Source organism: Campylobacter concisus, from assembly GCF_003048875.2.
Classification (GTDB): Bacteria; Campylobacterota; Campylobacteria; order Campylobacterales; family Campylobacteraceae; genus Campylobacter_A; species Campylobacter_A concisus_AU.
In genome coordinates, this window is record NZ_CP049264.1 from 788,901 (window position 1) to 808,436 (window position 19,536).

21 protein-coding genes, 1 other RNA gene and 1 pseudogene are annotated in these 19,536 nt (G+C 38.5%); 15 read left to right on the forward strand and 8 right to left on the reverse strand.

The genetic code is table 11. The features are described 5' to 3' along the window. Positions 1-5: 5 nt before the first annotated feature. Positions 6-899 (reverse strand): annotated as a pseudogene (locus tag CVT07_RS10345) (Cache 3/Cache 2 fusion domain-containing protein); the annotation flags it as partial. A gap of 508 nt (positions 900-1,407) precedes the next feature. Between CVT07_RS10345 and rnpB the strand changes: the two are divergent. Then, positions 1,408-1,734: RNase P RNA component class A (gene rnpB, locus CVT07_RS03985), an RNA gene on the forward strand. Between the two features lie 101 nt (positions 1,735-1,835). Here the strand turns inward: rnpB and CVT07_RS03990 are convergent. The 4 genes from CVT07_RS03990 to CVT07_RS04005 are packed head-to-tail and all read right to left on the reverse strand — an operon-like array spanning position 1,836 to position 4,595. Beyond that, a complete protein-coding gene (locus CVT07_RS03990) occupies positions 1,836-2,063 on the reverse strand; it encodes a hypothetical protein (protein ID WP_021085119.1) in 228 nt (75 codons plus the stop codon). Continuing rightward, positions 2,056-2,427, reverse strand: a complete 372-nt coding sequence (fliS, locus tag CVT07_RS03995) for a flagellar export chaperone FliS (RefSeq protein ID WP_035143745.1) — start codon at positions 2,425-2,427, stop codon at positions 2,056-2,058. Before fliS ends, CVT07_RS03990 begins: the two co-directional genes overlap by 8 nt. 9 nt (positions 2,428-2,436) lie before the next feature. Continuing rightward, on the reverse strand, positions 2,437-4,197 hold the full coding sequence (fliD, locus tag CVT07_RS04000; protein WP_107937680.1) for a flagellar filament capping protein FliD: 1,761 nt from the start codon (positions 4,195-4,197) through the stop codon (positions 2,437-2,439). Positions 4,198-4,199: 2 nt separating this feature from the next. Further along, complete coding sequence (locus CVT07_RS04005; protein WP_107937679.1) at positions 4,200-4,595, reverse strand: FlaG family protein; 396 nt, start codon at positions 4,593-4,595, stop codon at positions 4,200-4,202. Positions 4,596-4,714: 119 nt separating this feature from the next. On the opposite strand from CVT07_RS04005, the gene CVT07_RS04010 reads away from it, so the two are divergent. From CVT07_RS04010 to CVT07_RS04075, 14 genes are all read left to right on the forward strand, one after another. Beyond that, positions 4,715-5,059, forward strand: a complete 345-nt coding sequence (locus CVT07_RS04010; RefSeq protein WP_012001654.1) for a hypothetical protein — start codon at positions 4,715-4,717, stop codon at positions 5,057-5,059. Further along, entirely contained in the window at positions 5,056-5,622 is a 567-nt protein-coding gene (gene rsmD / locus CVT07_RS04015; RefSeq protein WP_107937677.1) for a 16S rRNA (guanine(966)-N(2))-methyltransferase RsmD, read from the forward strand. Before CVT07_RS04010 ends, rsmD begins: the two co-directional genes overlap by 4 nt. 56 nt (positions 5,623-5,678) lie before the next feature. Further along, a complete protein-coding gene (locus CVT07_RS04020) occupies positions 5,679-6,731 on the forward strand; it encodes a flagellar basal body P-ring protein FlgI (RefSeq protein WP_107937675.1) in 1,053 nt (350 codons plus the stop codon). Continuing rightward, positions 6,731-7,030 carry a rod-binding protein gene (locus CVT07_RS04025; RefSeq protein ID WP_012001656.1) on the forward strand — a complete coding sequence of 100 codons (300 nt, stop codon included), beginning with the start codon at positions 6,731-6,733 and terminating at the stop codon, positions 7,028-7,030. Before CVT07_RS04020 ends, CVT07_RS04025 begins: the two co-directional genes overlap by 1 nt. Before the next feature lie 58 nt (positions 7,031-7,088). Then, a complete protein-coding gene (locus CVT07_RS04030) occupies positions 7,089-7,292 on the forward strand; it encodes a flagellar biosynthesis anti-sigma factor FlgM (protein ID WP_035142939.1) in 204 nt (67 codons plus the stop codon). 16 nt (positions 7,293-7,308) lie between these two features. Next, a complete protein-coding gene (locus tag CVT07_RS04035) occupies positions 7,309-7,740 on the forward strand; it encodes a flagellar export chaperone FlgN (protein WP_012001657.1) in 432 nt (143 codons plus the stop codon). Positions 7,741-7,743: 3 nt separating this feature from the next. Next, on the forward strand, positions 7,744-9,615 hold the full coding sequence (gene flgK / locus CVT07_RS04040) for a flagellar hook-associated protein FlgK (RefSeq protein ID WP_002942291.1): 1,872 nt from the start codon (positions 7,744-7,746) through the stop codon (positions 9,613-9,615). Then, on the forward strand, positions 9,612-10,379 hold the full coding sequence (locus tag CVT07_RS04045; protein WP_103605391.1) for a TIGR02757 family protein: 768 nt from the start codon (positions 9,612-9,614) through the stop codon (positions 10,377-10,379). Before flgK ends, CVT07_RS04045 begins: the two co-directional genes overlap by 4 nt. A gap of 66 nt (positions 10,380-10,445) precedes the next feature. Continuing rightward, a complete protein-coding gene (locus CVT07_RS04050; protein ID WP_103605390.1) occupies positions 10,446-10,982 on the forward strand; it encodes a superoxide dismutase family protein in 537 nt (178 codons plus the stop codon). A 144-nt stretch (positions 10,983-11,126) separates the two neighbouring features. Continuing rightward, positions 11,127-11,888: a TSUP family transporter gene (locus CVT07_RS04055; protein WP_103605389.1), complete on the forward strand. Its 762-nt coding sequence runs from the start codon at positions 11,127-11,129 to the stop codon at positions 11,886-11,888. A 65-nt stretch (positions 11,889-11,953) separates the two neighbouring features. Next, the gene (locus CVT07_RS04060; RefSeq protein WP_002942300.1) at positions 11,954-12,637 is read left to right on the forward strand and encodes a F0F1 ATP synthase subunit A; all 684 of its coding nucleotides are present in this window, start codon (positions 11,954-11,956) and stop codon (positions 12,635-12,637) included. 164 nt (positions 12,638-12,801) lie between these two features. After that, positions 12,802-14,223 (forward strand): Asp-tRNA(Asn)/Glu-tRNA(Gln) amidotransferase subunit GatB, encoded by a 1,422-nt coding sequence (gene gatB, locus CVT07_RS04065; protein ID WP_087582157.1) that lies wholly within the window; start codon positions 12,802-12,804, stop codon positions 14,221-14,223. Positions 14,224-14,235: 12 nt separating this feature from the next. Continuing rightward, a complete protein-coding gene (locus CVT07_RS04070) occupies positions 14,236-15,126 on the forward strand; it encodes an NAD(P)H-dependent glycerol-3-phosphate dehydrogenase (RefSeq protein WP_103605387.1) in 891 nt (296 codons plus the stop codon). Then, positions 15,123-16,178 carry a glycoside hydrolase family 3 N-terminal domain-containing protein gene (locus CVT07_RS04075; protein ID WP_107937673.1) on the forward strand — a complete coding sequence of 352 codons (1,056 nt, stop codon included), beginning with the start codon at positions 15,123-15,125 and terminating at the stop codon, positions 16,176-16,178. Before CVT07_RS04070 ends, CVT07_RS04075 begins: the two co-directional genes overlap by 4 nt. A gap of 17 nt (positions 16,179-16,195) precedes the next feature. Here the strand turns inward: CVT07_RS04075 and CVT07_RS04080 are convergent, their stop codons facing one another. The 3 genes from CVT07_RS04080 to CVT07_RS10355 are packed head-to-tail and all read right to left on the reverse strand — an operon-like array spanning position 16,196 to position 19,496. Next, positions 16,196-17,386, reverse strand: a complete 1,191-nt coding sequence (locus CVT07_RS04080; RefSeq protein ID WP_107937671.1) for an McrC family protein — start codon at positions 17,384-17,386, stop codon at positions 16,196-16,198. Beyond that, positions 17,358-18,176 (reverse strand): McrB family protein, encoded by an 819-nt coding sequence (locus tag CVT07_RS10350; protein WP_230855739.1) that lies wholly within the window; start codon positions 18,174-18,176, stop codon positions 17,358-17,360. The genes CVT07_RS04080 and CVT07_RS10350 overlap by 29 nt, the downstream gene beginning before the upstream one ends. Positions 18,177-18,200: 24 nt before the next feature. Then, positions 18,201-19,496 carry a hypothetical protein gene (locus CVT07_RS10355; RefSeq protein ID WP_107937669.1) on the reverse strand — a complete coding sequence of 432 codons (1,296 nt, stop codon included), beginning with the start codon at positions 19,494-19,496 and terminating at the stop codon, positions 18,201-18,203. Positions 19,497-19,536 lie beyond the last annotated feature (40 nt).

Below are 19,536 nucleotides of genomic sequence, written 5' to 3' on the forward strand. Positions count from 1 at the left end.
TGAGGTGTCAAGAAGTCATCAGTAACAGCTGAGCCAAGCACGATCCAGTTTAGCTTGTCAAATGGCTCAAAAGCAACCACTCTCTCAACTCCGTCAGTATTTATGAGTTTGACACCTTCTTTAGTTTTTACTATGTCATCAACTATATCTTTTAGCTGACCTTCTGGTGCTTTGCCAGCTAGTCTTGGGTGGATGTCATAGACATTTGTCTTTGTATTAAAGATAGAGAAGTATCCACGCTCGCCTAGCTTCATTTGTGCCATTGTCTTTTGAAGATCTTCTAAGCCTTCAGTGAAGTCGTAACCTATAAATAAAACAGCTACAACCTCGCCGTTTTGAACGACTGGCTCATAAACACACATATAGTTTCTGCCAAAAATATTGATGGCTCCTATATATGTCTCTTTGTTCATCATCTTTGGATAGATCGTTTTATTTAGCATACCAAGCGCTCTACTGCCATCATCTAGTAAAAGTGAAGTAGAGACAGCAGCAAATTCATTGCCTGATTTTGCAAAGATAGTTGGGATGCCACCGTTTGTTAGCTTTTTGATCTTATCAGATATCCCATGGTCGTTGTTTAGCACGCCCATTTTGTCTGAGATAAGCTCTACAGCATCGTCATTTTCTGTTTTTATGGTTTGGTTAGTGGCTCTTATGTTGCCTAAAGCCTCTTTTAAGATATGCATAGAGAGTACTGCATTTTTTTCGTTGTCTTCATCAAATAGCTCAACTGTGTCCATCGCAAGCGCAACGTTTTGCTGGATAGTTGTTTCTACTCCCTCCTTGATCTCACGCTCTAAGACATGTGATATAAAAAATACAAAGCAAGCCATACAAATGGCAAGAACTAAAGCGATGATCGCTGAGACCTTGACTAAGATGCTACGCAAATTCATCTATATCCTCCTTGGTTTAGATTTTAAGGGTTTATTATACAAATTTTTTCTCGTAAAACATATAGAATTTAGGGGAAAAATAACGAATTTTAAATTTTTGTTTGCTTTGTATTTATAATTATAACTTTTATGAAACTGGAGTAAAAATTTATAAAAAATTGCTATTTAAATTTAGCTTTTTAAGTAAAATTTATAGTTTGGCAAAAGCAAGAAATTTGCGCTTTTGAGGGATTAAAATTTAAATTTGTATCGTTTTGTTGATTTATTGTCTATTTTATTAGATTGGTTTAAGCTTCAAAGCAAAATAACAAAAAAGTGAAATTTGGAGTGTTTTACTCTTGATTTTGTGAAGAAATTTTAAAAAGATTAAATAAAAAAATTAATTTCATACCAAGTTGTGACAAAATTTAGGCTCAAAAATCAAAAAATTTCATAGATAAATTTGCAAAATTTTGATGAGAAATTTGGTCGCAGGGTAAATTTATATATTTTTAAATATAATCACGCTCTGGCACGGTAAGCGGTCGCTTTTGCATCTTGCAAAAGAGGAAAGTCCGAGCTGCGATAAGACAAAGTTCCATCTAACGGATGGCTAGGGAAACCTAAGGGATAGTGTAACAGAAAGCAAACTTCCGCTTCGGCGGTAAAGGTGAAACGGCGGAGTAAGAGCCCACCGGCGCGCTTGGTAACTTGCGCGGCCATATAAACCCAACTTGCAGCAAGAAGGGATGGTTTTGGTCTTATATTAAAACCCTTCGCTAGAGCTTGTTTGTAAAAGCAAGAGTAGATAAATGATCGCTCAAGACAGAACTCGGCTTAACGCCGTGCCTTCGCTTAAATTTAGAGTAAATTTCAAGTAGTAAGCAGTTGGTAAATTTAAAAGATTTTCAAGACAAAACCGGCAAATTTGCCATGCCTTGAAAGTTTGAGATTAGATTAATTTTTTACGTATTTTTGAGCTTTTTGCAGTTTTGTAAGCTCGTTTTGGATGTGTGAAGATTTAGTTTTAAAAAGCTCTATCGCACCGCCGATTAGCGCTTGTGCTTCTTGAGCTGAAGCTAAGCTTTTAAACATATCTTCGCTAAAGCTTTGTGATAGTGCAGCTAGCTTTCTTGTATCTTCGTTTATTAACGCTAGCTTAAATTCATTGATCCAGCTATTCACCTGATGTTACCTCCCTCCATGCTTCTGATAACTGCTTTACGACATTTGTTACTTCATTTAGCGCTGCTATATCGTTTTGGATATTTGCCATAGCAAGAAGCTGCATCTGTCTTGTATAAAGTCCGCTAAGGTAGTGAGCCACGTCGCCTTGAGAATAATCAAGCGAGTTTAAAAGCTCGACAAAGATAGCGTTTGCTCTGTTTATATAATAGACTTTTTTCTCTATATCTCCAGCTTCGATCGCTTTTTTTGTGCGAAATATAAATTTCAAAATTCCGTCATAAAGCATTTCTATTAATTTAGTCGGGGACTCGATGCCCCCGAAACTCGACTGTGCGTATGCACTATATGCACTTTGATTCATTTTTCTCTCTTATTTTCTACTGTTTATCTCAGCATCTATCATTGATTTTAGAGTTGAGAACTGATTTTCTAAACTTGCGATGATAGCGTTGTACTTGATAAAGCGCTCTTGCATCGTTGTATATTTCTCATCTAAAAGCTTTTGAGTGCTCTCTTTATTTTTAGTGATAGACTCACTCTCGTCTTTTAGCTGATTTTGCATAGCTATCATAGTGCCTTTCTTGCCAACAGCACCATCAAGCATCTTAGCTAGCTTTGTAAATAGACCATCAGTTTTTTTAGTCACTGGATTTACAGTGGCTTCACTCATACCAAGAGTTGCTAGTGCAGAAGCCTTGCCTTTTACTTCGATATTTTCGCCATCACTTCTTTTTAAGATGATCCTCTTGCCGCTTTGATCAAGGCTAGCTGTGACTCCGTCGATACCAGCGTCATTGATAGCTTGTTGAAGTTTTAGAGCGTTATCCTCAGCTGTCCCGCCAGCTGCGGTTGAAAATATAACTGACTTGCCATTTATCGTTAGATCGCCAGCTTGGATATTTAACGCACCTGCGCTAACGGTTGAGTTACCCATGTAGCTTATCGGCTCAGTCTTGCTTGAACCCATAAAAAATTTCTGAATTTCTTCTGGATCTTTGCTAAGAGCTGCGTTAAATTTATTTAGATCAAGCTGAAGCTGACCGTCTTTATCTGGCACTATGCCAAATTTACTTAGCGCTTTGCCTTCGCTATCTTGACCATTGACTAGACGTCCGATGTTTGATCTAAGGCTTGAAATTTCACTCACACCTTGAAAAGTGCCAGCGCCTTTTTCTTCGTCATACTTTGTAGCGATCTCAAGGTTCATGGTCATTAGGTTGTAGTCTTTTATAAACTCTTCAACCGCTTTCACAACCTCTTCAGTGTTTTGAGAGACGCTGACATTTGTCCTACCAGTCTCATTTAGAGTGATATTTATACCAGGTCTTAGATCATCAAAGCTGTTTTTGCTTCTTTTGATATTTACGCCGTTATATGTAAATTCTGCATCTTGCGCTTTTAGAATTCTATTTTTCTCCAAATTTGATGTCATCTTTGGCGAGCCATCAGGATTTGTTAGCGCTGTGCCGTGCTCGTCTGTGTCTTGAAACTGCGTATCATCCCAGCCAAGCTTGTCTAAGATGCCAGCTGTGTCGTTTGAAAATTTGATAGTCTGTGTAGCGCCAGTGCTGCCTGATTGAAGCATTATTTGATTTGGTTTATCGCCACCAACATTTAAAATTCTAGCTTGCAACTTGCCACCGCTTACGTCATTTATCTTATCAACGATATCTTGATATGTTGTCGATCTTGTCACGCCGATAGAGAACTTTTGTCCGTCGATCTCAACGTCAAATGAGCCAGTGCTTGTTGCGCCCACTATCTCTGAAGCTTTTTTGAAATTTTTGCTTTGAAATGTATCTTTTTGAGCAAGTTTTTGCACATCGATACTAAAGCTTTGCACGCTAACGCCGTTTGCAGCAGAAGCTGTGACGCTTTTGCCGGCGTTATTTGTATTTCTTTTTAGATAAAGTGCCTCGCCACCAAGTGTTTTACCACTAACGTTTACGTTACTAACAAGAGTTTTTAGAGCCGCAAGGTCCTTTTGCTTAAGCTCGTTTTTCTCCAGCCTTGTTGTAAGTGGTTTGATCTGTCCAGCCTCATCAGCCTCTTTTAGTTTTTTGATAAGCTCATCGTTTAGGCCGCTATTTTTTGTACCGATGCCTAAATTTGTTACGTTACCTACTGCCATTTTTAACTCTCCTTGTCAAAAAGTATTCCGATACTTTCTTTGAAATACTCGCTAATTTTTATAGCTTCTTTGCTCGGAAGCTGTGTTATCTCTTCGCCTGTTTTGGCGTCTTTTACTTGCACTACCATTAAATTTAACTTCTCGTTGTAAGCAAATCTTACATTAGTATCGAGCTGCTGCATCTGATAGTTTAGCCTATCAGTGACCTCTCTTGTCTTTCTAGCAAGATCCTCGTTGCTAAGTCCGTCAAGCTCGTTAACATCCTTTGATTTGCCGTTTTTATCGGCATTTACTTTGACATCAGAGTGCTCGATAGGTCTGCTGTCTATCTGACGCTGAGTCGACGTGCTCATGTTTGCATCAAGTGTTTGATTTGCCGCTGCTTTGAAAATTTCCATAGTTTTACTCCTTAAAACTTACGCTAGCTCCTACATCGGTAAAATTTTAAATTCCTTTAGTATTTATATAAATTTTTGATTATTTAGGTTAAAATCTAGCAAAATTTATAGGACGGGATATGAAAATTTCATTTGAATGCGACTGCATTTTGCTGCAAAAGACCTTGCTGCTTTTTTGTGGAAATTTAGCCGCTCATCATAAGGATTGTGATTTTGTAGTAAGTGACCGTGAGATCGTCACAAAAAAACCGCTATTTATAATAGGTAAGAACGCTCATCTTTCTCATCCATTCACAAGAGCCACTCTTCTTGATACACTCGAGGAGTTTTACTCAGCCACGCAAATTTCAAAGGCAAAAGAGCCAGATCAGATAGTAAATGAAAAGAGTTTGGAGCAAAAAGTATCACTTTTAATAGATAAATTTAAAGCTGATCTGCTTGAAATTTTAAGGGCAAATCAGTGAAGCTCTACACCAAAATTTCAAGTGGTAAATTTAAAGGTAAAAGGCTTGAGCTACCAAGTCTAAGCACGACAAGAAGCACAAAAAGCATCGTAAAAGAGTCCTTTTTCAACGTCATTAGAGATGAAATTTACTCGCTTACATTTATAGAGGGCTTTGGCGGAAGCGGCGTGATGGCAAGCGAGGCTGTTGGCAACGGAGCGCACGAGGCCATCGCTATCGAAAAAGATAGAGCCGCTTTTAAGATCACGCAAAGCAACCTTGCAAGCCTGGAGTGTACAAATTTAAAAGCGATAAATGGCGACAGTTTTGCGCTTTTGCCTGACCTTGTAAATTCGCAAAATGGCAAGGTTTTACTATATCTTGATCCGCCATTTGACATAAGAGCTGGCTTTGATGATATCTACGAAAAGCTTGTAAATTTGATCTCGAAGCTAAAAAAAGAGAAAATTTATATGATAGTTTTTGAGCATAACAGCGACTTTAAATTTGGCGATGAAATTTCTGCATACAAGCTTGTTAAATTTAAAAAATTTGGAGCCACTTCTCTCTCTTATTTTCAGTAAAATTTGGAACATCTTTTGCTTTAAAAACCTAAAATAGCTAAATTTTAGGAAAAAATATGAAAAAAATTTTATCTTTTGTAGCAGCTTCAGTGATAGCTACTTCAGCCTTTGCTACGCAGATAAAAGAGCTTGCAAACATCGTTGGCGTAAGGGATAACCAGCTAATAGGCTATGGTTTAGTCGTCGGACTAAACGGCACAGGGGATGGCTCAACGTCAAAATTTACGATCCAGTCGCTATCAAACATGCTTCAAGGCGTAAATGTCAAGATAAATCCAGATGATATCAAGTCTAAAAACGCAGCTGCTGTTATGGTGACGGCAAAATTACCTGCATTTGCAAGGCATGGCGACAAGCTTGATATCGAGATCTCATCTATCGGCGATGCAAAAAGCTTGCAAGGTGGCACCCTTCTTATGACTCCGCTAAAAGGCGTTGATGGCGATATCTACGCTTTGGCTCAAGGACCTCTAAGTATCGGTGGCAAGAGCGTAGGCAGAAGTGGCGGCAACCACCCAACCGTTGGTACTATCCTAAATGGTGCCCTTGTGGAGCGCGAGGTCACTTACGATATCTACAATCAAGATAGCATAAAACTAAGCCTAAAAGATACAAATTTTAAAACCGCTCTTGATATCCAAAACGCTATAAATGCAAACATTTCAGACGACACCGCAAAGGCGATCGATCCAAGAACGGTTATCGTCAAAAAGCCAGATGATGTTAGCATCATCGAGCTTGCAAGCGCTGTGCTTGATCTTGATGTCGAGTATAAGCCAGATGAAAAGATCGTAGTTGATGAGAGAACTGGCACGATAGTTAGCGGTATAAACGCGGTAGTTAGTCCAGTTGTGATAACTCATGGCGCCATAACTATAAAGATAGAGCCAAATAGCTACGAAGAGGCGGCGCAAAATGATGTAAATATAGGTAGCGACACCTCGGTGGCTCCTAGTCAAAATTTACTTAAAATTTCAGGTGAGAAAACAACCGTTGCAAACGTAACAAGAGCGCTAAACAAGCTTGGAGCAACACCAAGCGACATCATCTCGATACTTGAAAATTTAAAACGAGTTGGTGCGATACAAGTCGATCTGGAGATAATATAATGCAAATAGACAACACCTTAGCACTAAATTCATATAGTGACATCTCAGCAAACAAGATAAAAAATGCAAATGCCAAACAAGATGCACTTTTGAAAGAGCAAACTGATGCTTTTGAAGCATTTATGGTAAAAGCTGTTCTTGATATCGCTTTAAAAGAAGATGATAAGAACTCACTCTATCCAAAAGCCGCTGGCAGCGATATTTACAGGTCTATGTATAACGACGCTATGAGCAAAGCTTTGAGTGGAAATTTAGGTTTTTCAGAACTTTTATACGATTTTTTGAAGAGAGACTCTTAAGTAAATTTATATTTTGCCGATGTAGTGATATAAACATTTTATTTTAAGAGGTATGGATATGATAACTCCTTTGAACCAAAGACCAAACTACCAGGCAAATACGCTAAATAAAAATAGCGATGCTAGAGTTGAAAATGAAAACAAAGAAGTAAAAACAAACGAAAACGCAAAGGTAAAAGAGATAGCTGATGCAATAGCAAATGGCACCTATCAGGTAGATATCTCTAAAACAGCAAAAGCTGTGGCTGATGCGTTGCTCTAAATTTAAAGGAATTTAAATGATAAAGAAGCTTTTGGACGAGGCCATAGGCGAGCTAGACGAGCTTATAAATTTAACGATGCAAGATATCGCCAACATAAAAGAGGCGAAGCACTCAAGCGTTGATGAGAGCGTGAAGAAGAAAAATGCTCTCGTGCGCGCTTTTGAAGATACCAAAAGAGCTTTGGATAAAGAGCTACTAAGGGTCTCAAAAGAGAGTGGCACTACGACACTTGCAAATGTTTTAGATGATGAAGTGAAGTCAAAGCTAGTGCTTATGCGTTCAAAGCTCGAAATTTTGCATAAAGTAAATAAAGAATATGCAAGACACGTCGTTGTTGTGAAGGAGTTTTTTGACTCACTTAGCAAAAAAGTCTTTGGTACTCAAACTAATGAATACGGCCAAGACGGCAGCGGCACAGATAATAATTTTTACAAATCAAGGGTTTAACAAATGGCTAATATCTTTATGTCATTAGGCACAGGCGTTTCAGGGCTAAATGCAGCCCAAGTGCAAATAAGCACAACTGGAAACAACATCACAAACGCCGATAGTAACTACTACACAAGGCAGCGTGTAGTCCAGTCAGCATCTCCAGCGATGAACACAGTCCCTGGCGGAGTTGGCACAGGCACACAAGTAGATACTGTGACAAGACTTCACGACGAGTTTGCCTATTCAAGATTAAAATATTCATCATCAAATTTAGAAAATACAGGCTATAAGCAAAGAATTTTACAAGAGGCGACAAAATACTTCCCAGACCTAAAAGATAACGGCATGGTAAAAGATATACAGGAGTATTTTGCTGCGTGGAACAACTTTGCTTCAAACCCAGACGAGGGCGCTCAAAAGGTAAATTTGATAAACAAAGCTAGCGTTTTAACAGCTAGCATCAACCGCTCATCAAAGATGCTTTATGATATGCACACGCAGATAGATGAGACCATAAAGATAAATATAAACGAGATAAACTCACTTGGCAAGCAAATAGCAAACATCAATAAGCAAATTCAAAGAGTTGAATCTGGCGCAGACGCTGGCATCAAGATAAATGCAAACGATCTTCGCGACAAGCGCGATGAGCTAGAGCTTGCTATGTCAAAGCTAGTAAATACAGCTGTTTATAAAAGCGATCTAAAAAGCGAGTCAAGGATAGATACAGGCATAAGCGATCAAGGAAGATACTACAACTTAAATATCGGCGGTGTGAGCATCGTTGATGGCGTAAATTTTCATGAAATTTCTATGAGCTCAACCGAGAGTGGTCAATACACGAAAATTTATTATGAAAGAGAAGATGGCAGACGCATCCCTATGGAGGAGAAGATCACAAATGGCAAGATAGGCGCTGCGCTTGATCTTAGAGGTCGCAACTACGAGCCAGACAATGATAAATTTAGCGATGGTATCATCCAAAAATATATCGACAATCTAAATACATTTTCAAAAACTTTAATAACTAGCACAAACAATGTCTATGCCGAGTCTGCAGTTGAAATTTCAAACTCAGATCCGATCAGCTACCTAGAAAATGACAAGACGCTGATGAACCACGACAACAGCATAAGAAACGGCAGTTTTGATGCTATCGTTTATGACAACAAGGGTAACGTCGTAGCTAAAAAGACTATCGAGATAAACGGCACAACGACGATGAATGATACAAAATACGGCAACTCTGTTGTGCAGGATTTTAACTCAAATTCAGACGATAATAACGACAACAACATGCTAAATGACGTCGATGACTTTTTTGAAGCGTCGTATTTTTATGATAAAAACACGCACCAAGGCACATTTGCGCTCATACCAAAGCAAGCTCAAGGGCTTTATAGTATCTCAATAGTCGATCACGGCACAAATTTCCCAGGTGTTGTTGGTATTAACAGATTTTTCTCTGGCACAAACTCAAATACAATCGGCATCAATCAAAATTTTACCCAAGATCACACAAAGCTTCGTGCCTACTCAAAGCCAGTCGTGGGAAACAACGAAGTTGCAAACAAGATGATCCAGCTTCAGTACCAAAAGCAGACATTTTACTCAAGTGGCACTGCGCTTGATAGAGATGAGACGATCGAGGGATATTACCGATATTTTACGACCGATATGGCGAGCGATACCGAGGCGAACAACACTATCCACGACACAAATACATCTTTGCAAAGGACTGCTGAAGAGGAATTTCAATCAACAAGCGGCGTAGATACCAACGAAGAGCTTACAAATTTGATCCGCTTTCAAGCAAGCTACGGCGCAGCAGCAAAGATCATCACGACCGTTGATCAGATGCTTGACACCCTTCTTTCACTAAAACAATGAGCGAACTAAAGAGCCTTTTAGACGCACACGTACTTAGCAAAAATACAAATTCGGGGCTATTTGACGCCCCAGATCCTCTTCAAGTAGCTACTAAATTTAAAGAGCCAAACATAGCACTCATTTGTGCGTTATTTGCCTATGGCAACGCAAAAATGATAGTGAAATTTCTAAATTCGCTTGAATTTAGACTGCTTGATGAGAGCGAGCAAAATATCAAGAAAAATCTATCAAATTTCAAGTACCGCTTTCAAAATGAAAATGATGTGAGAGAAATTTTCATCACGCTTTCACGCTTGAAAAAAGAGGCTAACATAGAAGAAATTTTGCGCCAAGGTCTGGCAAAAAACGGCGAGATGATAGAGGGCGTAAATGAGCTTATTAAATTTATTTATGGGCTAAATTCTTACCGCTCGGACGGATATGAGTTTTTCTTTGGCAAGAGTTTTGAGAGGGAGCCACAAAGTCCATATAAACGCTATAATATGTACCTTCGCTGGATGGTGCGAGATAGCGACATCGACCTTGGACTATTTAAAAATTTGCCAAAAGATAGACTTTTGATGCCACTTGATGTGCATACACATAGGGTTTCATTAAATTTAGGGCTTATAAATAGAAAGAGCTATGATTTTAAAGCGGTCATGGAGCTTACAAAAAAACTTAGAGAATTTGACGAGCTAGACCCGATAAAATACGACTTTGCACTTTACAGGATAGGGCAGAGCAAAGAGCTTGAAACTATCGTAAAAAATCTTAAAAAATAAAAATTATTGCTAAATTTTTAAATTTAGGATAGACTTACCATACAATTTTATCCATAAGGAGCTTGTATGAAAAAAATCGTTTTACTAAGTGCAGTTTTAGGAACTTTGCTTTTTGCTCACGATGGTCATCACTTTGATCCAAAGGCTGGCGAGCATCTAGCCATACCTGTTAATGAGCTAAGCGAAAAGGGCGATAAGAGCGTTGGCGAAGTAGTAGCTGTTAAGACAAACTACGGTGTTGCATTTTTTCCAAATTTAAAAGGTCTTCCTGCAGGACTTCATGGCTTCCACGTTCATCAAAATGCCGATTGTGGCGCGACTGAAAAAGGTCTTGGTATGAAAGCAGGCGGCCACTGGGATCCAGCTGAGACAAAGATGCACTCATTTGCATGGGATGATAAGGGTCACAAAGGCGATCTACCAGCGCTTTACGTAGATGCTGAGGGCAATGCAAACTACCCAGTGCTAGCTCCAAAGATAAAAAACCTTGACGAGCTAAAAGGTCACTCACTAATGGTTCATGTCGGTGGCGACAACCACAGCGACCAGCCAAAAGCACTTGGCGGTGGCGGTGCTAGAATGCTTTGCGGCGTTATTAAGTAATAAAGCCTCACAAAAAGCCTTTAAATTTATATGTTTAAAGGCTTTTTTAAATTTAGCGCTCAAATTTAACCCCCGTTTCTAAGATGAAATTTCAAAATTTTAAACTACAATCCGCTTTTTAACTTAAATTTACAAAGAACAAAAATGGAATTTGACCTACTTAGCTACTCTGTCTTTTTTGTCGCCGCGTTTTTGGGTGGTTTTATCGACGCGATCGCAGGAGGCGGCGGACTGATCACTTTGCCAGCCATCATGGCTATGGGCGTGCCACCTCATCTAGCCCTTGGCACAAACAAGCTTCAAGGCGTATTTGGCAGCTTCACGGCAACGCTAAATTTCACTAAAAAAGGGCTGATTAATTACAAAGAGTGCTTTGTTGGCATAGTTTTTACATTTATTGGAGCCCTCATCGGCGCAACGCTCATCTTATTTTTAAATGCAAATTTCTTAAAAATAATCATCCCATTTTTGCTAATCGCCATCTTTATCTATACGCTTTTTATGCCAAAAATAGGCGAGAGCGACAGGGCTGCAAAGATGAATGAGAGGCTATTTTATGTCGTTTTTGGACTAATTCTTGGCTTTTATGATGGCTTTTTTGGCCCAGGAGCAGGATCATTTTGGATGTTTGCGATGGTGGCACTTATCGGGCTAAATTTAAAAAAGGCGGTCGCTCACACGAAAGCTTTAAATTTTACCAGCAACATCGTAGCACTTGGCGTTTTTATAGCTGGCGGGCAGATACTTTGGCTAGTTGGCTTTTTGATGGCTGTGGGACAAATTTTAGGAGCATATTTTGGCTCAAATTTAGTCATCAAAAAAGAGGTTAAATTTATTAGAACGATGTTTTTGATAGTTGTCGCAGCGACCATTTGCAAACTACTTTTTGACTACTTCAAAGCTTAAAATTAAAAATGTTTTAACAATAATTTTGTTACAATCACGCAAAATTCTAAATCTAAGGTAAATCAATGAAAGATTTGTTTCTATTCTCAAATTTGCTAAACCATTCACATGCCTTTGTCTATGCGTTTCACTTTTGCCTTGTAGCTTTGATCATCCTCATCGTTGCTTACATCGCAAGGAGTAAAATGCAGCTTGTGCCAAGAGGCCTTCAAAACATAGTTGAGGCTTATTTAGAGGGTGTTATCTCTATGGGCAAGGATACTTTAGGTAGCGAAAAGCTAGCTAGAAAATACCTTCCACTTGTCGCAACTATCGGCTTTATCGTATTTTTCTCAAACGTTATCGGTATCATCCCTGGCTTTGAGTCACCAAGCTCAAGCTTAAATTTAACTCTAGTTTTGGCTTTGGTTGTATTTATTTACTACAACTTTGAGGGCATTAGAGAAAATGGCTTTTTCAAATACTTTGGACACTTCATGGGACCAAACAAATTTCTAGCTCCGATAATGTTTCCAGTTGAAGTCATCTCACATCTTTCACGTGTAGTTTCGCTATCTTTCCGTCTTTTTGGTAACATCAAGGGCGATGACTTGTTCTTACTTGCGATGCTTACACTTGCACCTTGGTTTGCTCCACTTCCAGCCTTTGCACTTCTAACACTTATGGCTGTTTTGCAAACATTTATCTTCATGATGCTAACTTACGTTTATCTAGCTGGCGCAGTCGCTATTAGCGAGCACGAGCATTAAAATTTAAAGCCATATTTTTATATGGCTTTTCTCTTTTTAAATTTATTCTCCAAAAACCTTTTTAACCTATATAAATATATCACCAAAGCTCCCCTTTAGATATTTTAAAAGAAAGTATCGCTAAAATACGCACTAAAAATTTGCATAAATTTAAAGGTAAAAATATGTTTGAAGTCGTTATCGGTTTAGAAGTCCATACTCAGCTTAATACAAAAACTAAAATTTTTTGCTCTTGCTCTACTAGCTTTGGCGACGAAGCGAATACTCACGTTTGTCCGACCTGCCTAGCTCTACCTGGAGCGCTACCTGTGCTAAATAAAGAGGCGGTCAAAAAGGCGATCAGCTTTGGCACGGCGATAAACGCTAAGATAAATAAAAAATCAGTCTTTAATAGAAAAAACTACTTCTACCCAGACCTTCCAAAGGCCTATCAAATTTCACAGTTTGAGATACCTATCGTGGAAGGTGGCGAGCTCATCATCGACGTAAACGGCACTAAAAAACGCATCGGCGTAACTAGAGCACACCTTGAAGAGGACGCTGGCAAGAACATCCACGAAGAAAACGAGAGCTTAGTCGATCTAAACAGGGCCGGCACGCCGCTTCTTGAGATAGTTAGCGAGCCAGACCTTAGAAGTAGCGACGAGGCGGTGGCTTATCTTAAAAAACTACACTCGATCCTTCGCTTTTTAAACATCAGCGACGCAAATATGCAAGAAGGTAGCTTCCGCTGCGACGCAAACGTTTCTATCCGTCCAAAAGGCGATACCAAGCTTTACACAAGGGTTGAGATAAAAAACCTAAATTCATTTAAATTTATCCAAAAAGCGATCGACTACGAAGTAGAACGCCAAAGTGCAGCGTGGGAAGATGGCAAATATGACGAAGAGGTCTATCAAGAGACAAGGCTGTTTGACACGACAAATTTAGTGACAAGATCGATGCGTGGCAAAGAGGATAGCGCGGAGTACAGGTACTTTCCTGACCCTGACTTGCTCCCTGTTGAAGTGCCAGAAGAGATGTATAACGAAGCTATAAAAATCCCAGAGCTTGCCGAGCAAAAGGTCGCAAGATATGTTAGCGAGCTAGGCGTAAAAGAGAGTGATGCTTTAAATTTAACCCAAAGCGTTGAGATGGCTAGATATTTTGAAGAGCTGATCGCTGCTGGAATTCAGCCAAAGCTTGCTACTACATGGCTCATAGTCGAGCTTCTTGGTCGCTTAAATAACGGCGTAACGATCGAGACAAGCCCAGTTAGCAGCGCCAAGATGATAAATTTACTAAAACGTATAGAAGATGGCACGATAAGCGGCAAGGCTGCAAAAGAGGTGCTAGACTATCTAATGGAGCATGATGCGGACGTCGATAGCGTCATCGAAAAGCTTGGCTTAAAACAAGTGAGCGACGACTCAGCGATCATCGCGATCATAGATCAAATTTTAGCTGCAAACGCCGACAAAGTCGAAGAGTATAAAAACGGCAAAGATAAGATGTTTGGATTTTTTGTCGGTCAGGTGATGAAAGAGGGCAAGGGTGCGTTTAACCCAGGCAAGGTCAATGAGCTTTTAAAGGCCAAAATAGGCTAAAAAAGGGCTAAAATGAGCATAGCAGTCATCGGAGCTGGCAAGTGGGGCAGTGCGCTTTTTCACGCATTTAGTGAAAATAACGAGTGCGTCATCAGCTCAAGAACGCCAAGAGAGATGCCAAATTTTGTAAGCTTAGATGAAGCTTTGGAGTGCGAATACCTAGTCTGCACGATCCCAACGCAAGCTACAAATTTATGGTTAAAGCAAAACTACAAAAACAAAGGTCAAAAGATCCTAGTCGCCAGCAAGGGCATAGACACGGCAAATCTTAAATTTCTAAATGAAATTTATGAAGACTTTGTTGATAGAGAAAATTTGGCCTTTCTTTCTGGGCCGACCTTTGCAAAAGAGATCATGCAAAAGCTACCTTGCGCCTTGGTGGTAAATTCTAAAAACCAAAATTTATCTTTAAAATTTGCTTCATTTTTCCCAAGCTATATGAAGGCCTACACATCTGATGACGTGATCGGTGCTGAGGTGTGCGGAGCCTATAAAAACGTGATCGCCATAGCTGGTGGCATCTGCGACGGTCTTGGTCTTGGTAACAACGCAAGGGCGAGCCTCATTTCTCGTGGGCTTGTCGAGATGGCTAGATTTGGCAAATTTTTTGGCGCAAAAGACGAGACATTTATGGGGCTAAGCGGTGCGGGCGATCTTTTCTTGACTGCTTCATCGATACTTTCACGCAACTACCGTGTAGGTCTTGGCATCGCAAGGCACGAGAGATTAGAGAAAATTTTAAATGAGCTTGGCGAGGTGGCAGAGGGTGTGGATACTGCAAGGGCCATTAGCAAGATCGCTAAAGAAAAGGGCATATATGTGCCTATTGCTAGTGAGGTTGAAAACATGCTAAATGGCAAAGATGTTTTTGAGAGCGTAAAATCGCTTTTAGGAAGAAGATGAGAGCTTTTAAATTTATACTTTTTGTGACTATTTTTGCTTTGGGGCTAAACGGCGCTGAGGTGAGCCTAAGAGCCAAGGTCTCGCAGATGATAATGGTTGGCTTTAACGGAGCTAGCACAAAAGACGCTGCGTTTCGCGCTATGCTAAGCGACGCTGGGTACGAGAGATTTGGCGGTGTGATGCTACTTGGCAGAAATGTCACTAGCAAAGCCCAGCTAAAAGCTAGCATAAAGGCTATCAAAGAGAAAAGTCCTAAAATTTTTATCGCTATAGATGAAGAGGGCGGCAATGTAAGCCGCATGAAGGATAAGAGCTTTGATGGCCCATATCCTAGTGCACACGAGGTCGCAAGCACGCTTGATATCAAAAGCGCATACGATCTCTACTCAAAAATGGCTATAAATTTAAAAGAGTGTGGCATAAATTTAAATTTCGCCCCAGTGGTTGATCTGCACGACGAAAACTCGCCGATCATCGCCGCTAAGCAAAGGGCGTTTAGCGAGTATGCGAGCAAGGTGGTGATCTACGCTGATGCTTTTATGGACGCATTTAAAGAGCAGGGCATCCTAACGACACTTAAGCACTTCCCAGGACATGGCAGCTCAAAAGAGGACTCACATAAAAATAAGAGCGAGGTCACGCTAAGCAAAGACGCGTTACTGCCATACAAAGACGCTATAAGCACAGGTAGAGCGCAGATCATCATGGTCGGACATCTTTTTGTAAAGGGCATCGACGAGGACAATCCAGCCACACTTTCTAAAAAAATAATAACCGACCTCTTGCGAAATGAGCTTAAATTTAATGGCGTAGTCATCAGCGATGATATGCTAATGAAAGGCGTTGGCGACGAAGCTTTAGCGCAAAAAGTGGTGAAATTTATAAACGCTGGTGGCGACATCTTGCTCTTTAGCGAGTTTAAGATAAATAACCAAAGAACGGCTGATCTTATCACTCAGATCATAATTGATGCTGTAAATGAGAAAAGGATTAGCAAAGAGCGAATCGACGCATCATACAAGAGGATAATGGCTCTAAAAGCGAAACTTTAAATTTGGCTTTTAGAAAGTTACGCTAGTAAATTTGCGTTATTTTCGTCTTTTTCAAGATCAAAATATAAAATTTCAAGCCACATTTCATCGTCGTATCCAAACTTCATAAACTCTTGTTTTATGCCCTCTATCTTTGGATAGATGAGGTATAGCTTGTCACACTCGTGTTTTTTGCCGTAAGCATATAGTTGATATAGGTCGGCTTGTGAGATATCGTCTTTTAACTTTATGATCTTCCATTTTGTGTCGGCTATAAATTTATTTTTTAAAAATATATCAGGTCTTAGTTTAAAACTCTTTGGATCTTCAACGAGGTGTTTTTCTGAGTGTTGTAATATAGTGCCTGAAAAGCTTTTCTTTATAAAATTTCCAACATAGCTTTCAAAGAGTGCATTCATATCAAATAGCAAGGCAAAGCCTAGATCATCGCCTTTGTGCGGTGTAAAAGTGTTGCCAAACAAAAATATCTTGCACCATAAAAGAGTTTGTTCGTAGTGCTTTACTTGGCGGTTTATGACAAGCTTTGCAAAGAAATTTTTATAATCCTCACACTCCAAAACCTCATCAAATATAAATAAAAGCTCGCGTATTTTTTGCTGATTTTTACTAGAATTTGACTTTTTGTATAGAAATTTAAGTGTTGTTTTTATGATCCTATTTATCTTTATATCGCTTAAAAATTCGCTGTATCCTACGTAAAACCGCTCTTTGTGGATGCTATTTCTTTTTATCTGCTCGTTTATGTTTAGCTTTCCTTTTAGGAAATTCAGGTTCTCCTCTAGCGCCACATAGTCGCTTTTTATCCCCTTTTTTACAAGAGCTTCAAGCTCGCATAAAAACATAGAGATGAAAATTTCCAAAAGCGGTAAATTTTGTGTTTTTAAACTGGCTAAATTTGAGCTTTTAAATGGGAATTTTTTTAGCGTCTTTAGCATCTTTATAAAAACCGCTTTCGATCTTTCGGAGTCGTTTTTGTCTGCTATTTTTGGCAAAATTTCTATCGTTAGACCACTTTTTGTCTGCAAGACGCCGACATAGTTTCTAGCTTGTATAAATTTCCCGCCAACCCCGCTTGCTATCCTTAAAAAAGGTGCATTTTCATCGCTATTTTTAAGGATAAAATTTTCTATATCGCCAAAGTCTTTTTTGCATATATCGTGCTGATATATGCGCTCAAACTCAGTTATCGTTATCTGACTTTGTTGCATTTTTATAAATTTCTATGTAGCTTTGCGGATTGTTAAAGGCTTCACTATTTATCTCGTATAAAATCTTATCGTCTATATAGTCGATTTTTCCTCTAAATAGTCTTTCTGCTGCCATATTTCTCTTGATTTTAACAAGCTGTAAATTTTCATCTTTTTGACTATCGCCTAGAACCAGCCTAATCTTCTCCCAGTCGTCGTAAAAATACTCTTGCAGTAGCGGTAAAATTTTATTTTTAAAGACATTTGCAAGCGTTTTGATGTCTGTCACGCCCATAAAATAAGCATGTCCTATCGTGTGATCTCTGTCGTAAAGATACTCTATACGATCGTTTATCGTTTTTAGCATTTCGCCTATATTTATGCCTTCGATATTTATTTTGTTTAGGTTGTCATATTCTGGCATCATCTCCACAAACTCAAACCTTCTTCTAAGAGCCGTATCCATAAGAGCTATGCTGCGATCCGCTGTATTCATCGTGCCTATTACGTATAAATTTGACGGCACTCCAAATTTCTCTTTTGAGTATAGCAGCTCGACCATTATCTCATCATCTGCCCCGAGCCTTTTTGACGGTTCTATAAGAGTTATGAGGTCACCAAAAATTTTAGATATATTTCCGCGATTGATCTCGTCGATGATTAGGATGTAATTTTTTTCAATTTTTTGACTATCTTTTGTAAAAATTTGTTTAAACTCGTCTATTTTTAGATTATATTTTATGTTATAAATACTCATTTGCGAGAATTGTTTGTATAAAAATTTATCATAATCAATCGGCTCATCTGGCACAAAAATCCACTCAACGCTTCTGGCTTAAACAAAACTGTTAAGATCATCTTGATCTAAAAACTCATACTCACCGGTTACCCTAGCCACTGCTCTTAGCTTTTTGTTTCCTAGTGAAACTAAGATTATATCTCCATTTTTTATCTCGTTTTTTAGTCTATTTATGGCTGTGACTGGAAAATCTACCGTTTCTTTTTTCATTTTTTCTAAAATTTGCTTGATATTTTCGCAATCGCTAAAATCAATCCAATTACCAAAACCAAGTAAAACAACGTTGTTTTTTATGCAATACTCAAAAACAAAGTCTTCATCCGGATTTTGAGAATTTCCCAAAGACATCTTCCAAAAATTTACATCTTCATTAAATTCTAATGTCTTATTTGCTTTGCCTTCAATGCTTTTTGCCATCTTGCAAAGTTTTTTAAAAATCCCATCTTCAACATCGTATTTTATCTCTTTGTCGCTATCTGCTTCATCATTATTTAAAATAGGCTTTATGCCCTCAATAAATTCCTCATATCCATAGCTTTGATGAAATGTGATAAATTTTATTTGTCCCTTTTCTACATACTCTTTAAATTTAGATATATCATCGGAAGCATTGCCTTCTATAATTTCTAGTGCTTTACGAACAACGCTATATGTTTTTCCTGTTCCTGGAGGCCCGTATAAAATTTGATTAAGTGGATAAGTTAATTTCTTGTCATTGTCGGTCATTTTATATCCTTCATTATCACTATTGTTTTGTTGATTATTTTCTGTATTTTTATAAAATTTTTCACATGTTAGATGATATACGTTTGTTAGTGCATTAAGTAAGTTTGCATAATCAAGAGATGTAAAATTGTCTATATTTTCTATAGCAAAAAATATATTTCTTTCCCATGAAAATTTACCAAGTTTAAATCCTTCTACATGTATTTTTTTACATTCGGTTTCTAAAAACTCATATATTTTATCTTTTTGCCTTTTTTCTTCATTGTTTATATTATCTTTGATTAGGTCTATAGATATATAAAAACTAGCTGGCTCAGCCAAGACGGCAAAACAAATAATTAAATTTGTTTTATTTTCTATTCCACGGGGCTTATATCTATTCCATATATATTTTGAAATGTTTCCGCTATTTTGCCACATCCCATAATCTACAGTCTCAAATCCACTAAATATATCTTTAGAAAAAGTTATTAAATTTTTACGAAATTTACTTAACTTGTCATACGTTATTTTGTCGTCTGAGCTGTATTTTGTATTTTCGGCGTATCTATTTTTGTAAAAATCAAATCCATCCAAAATTTCATTTTTTAAACTATCGCTTATCATGCTTCTATCCTTAGTTTTTGTTATTTTATAGCTTTAGACC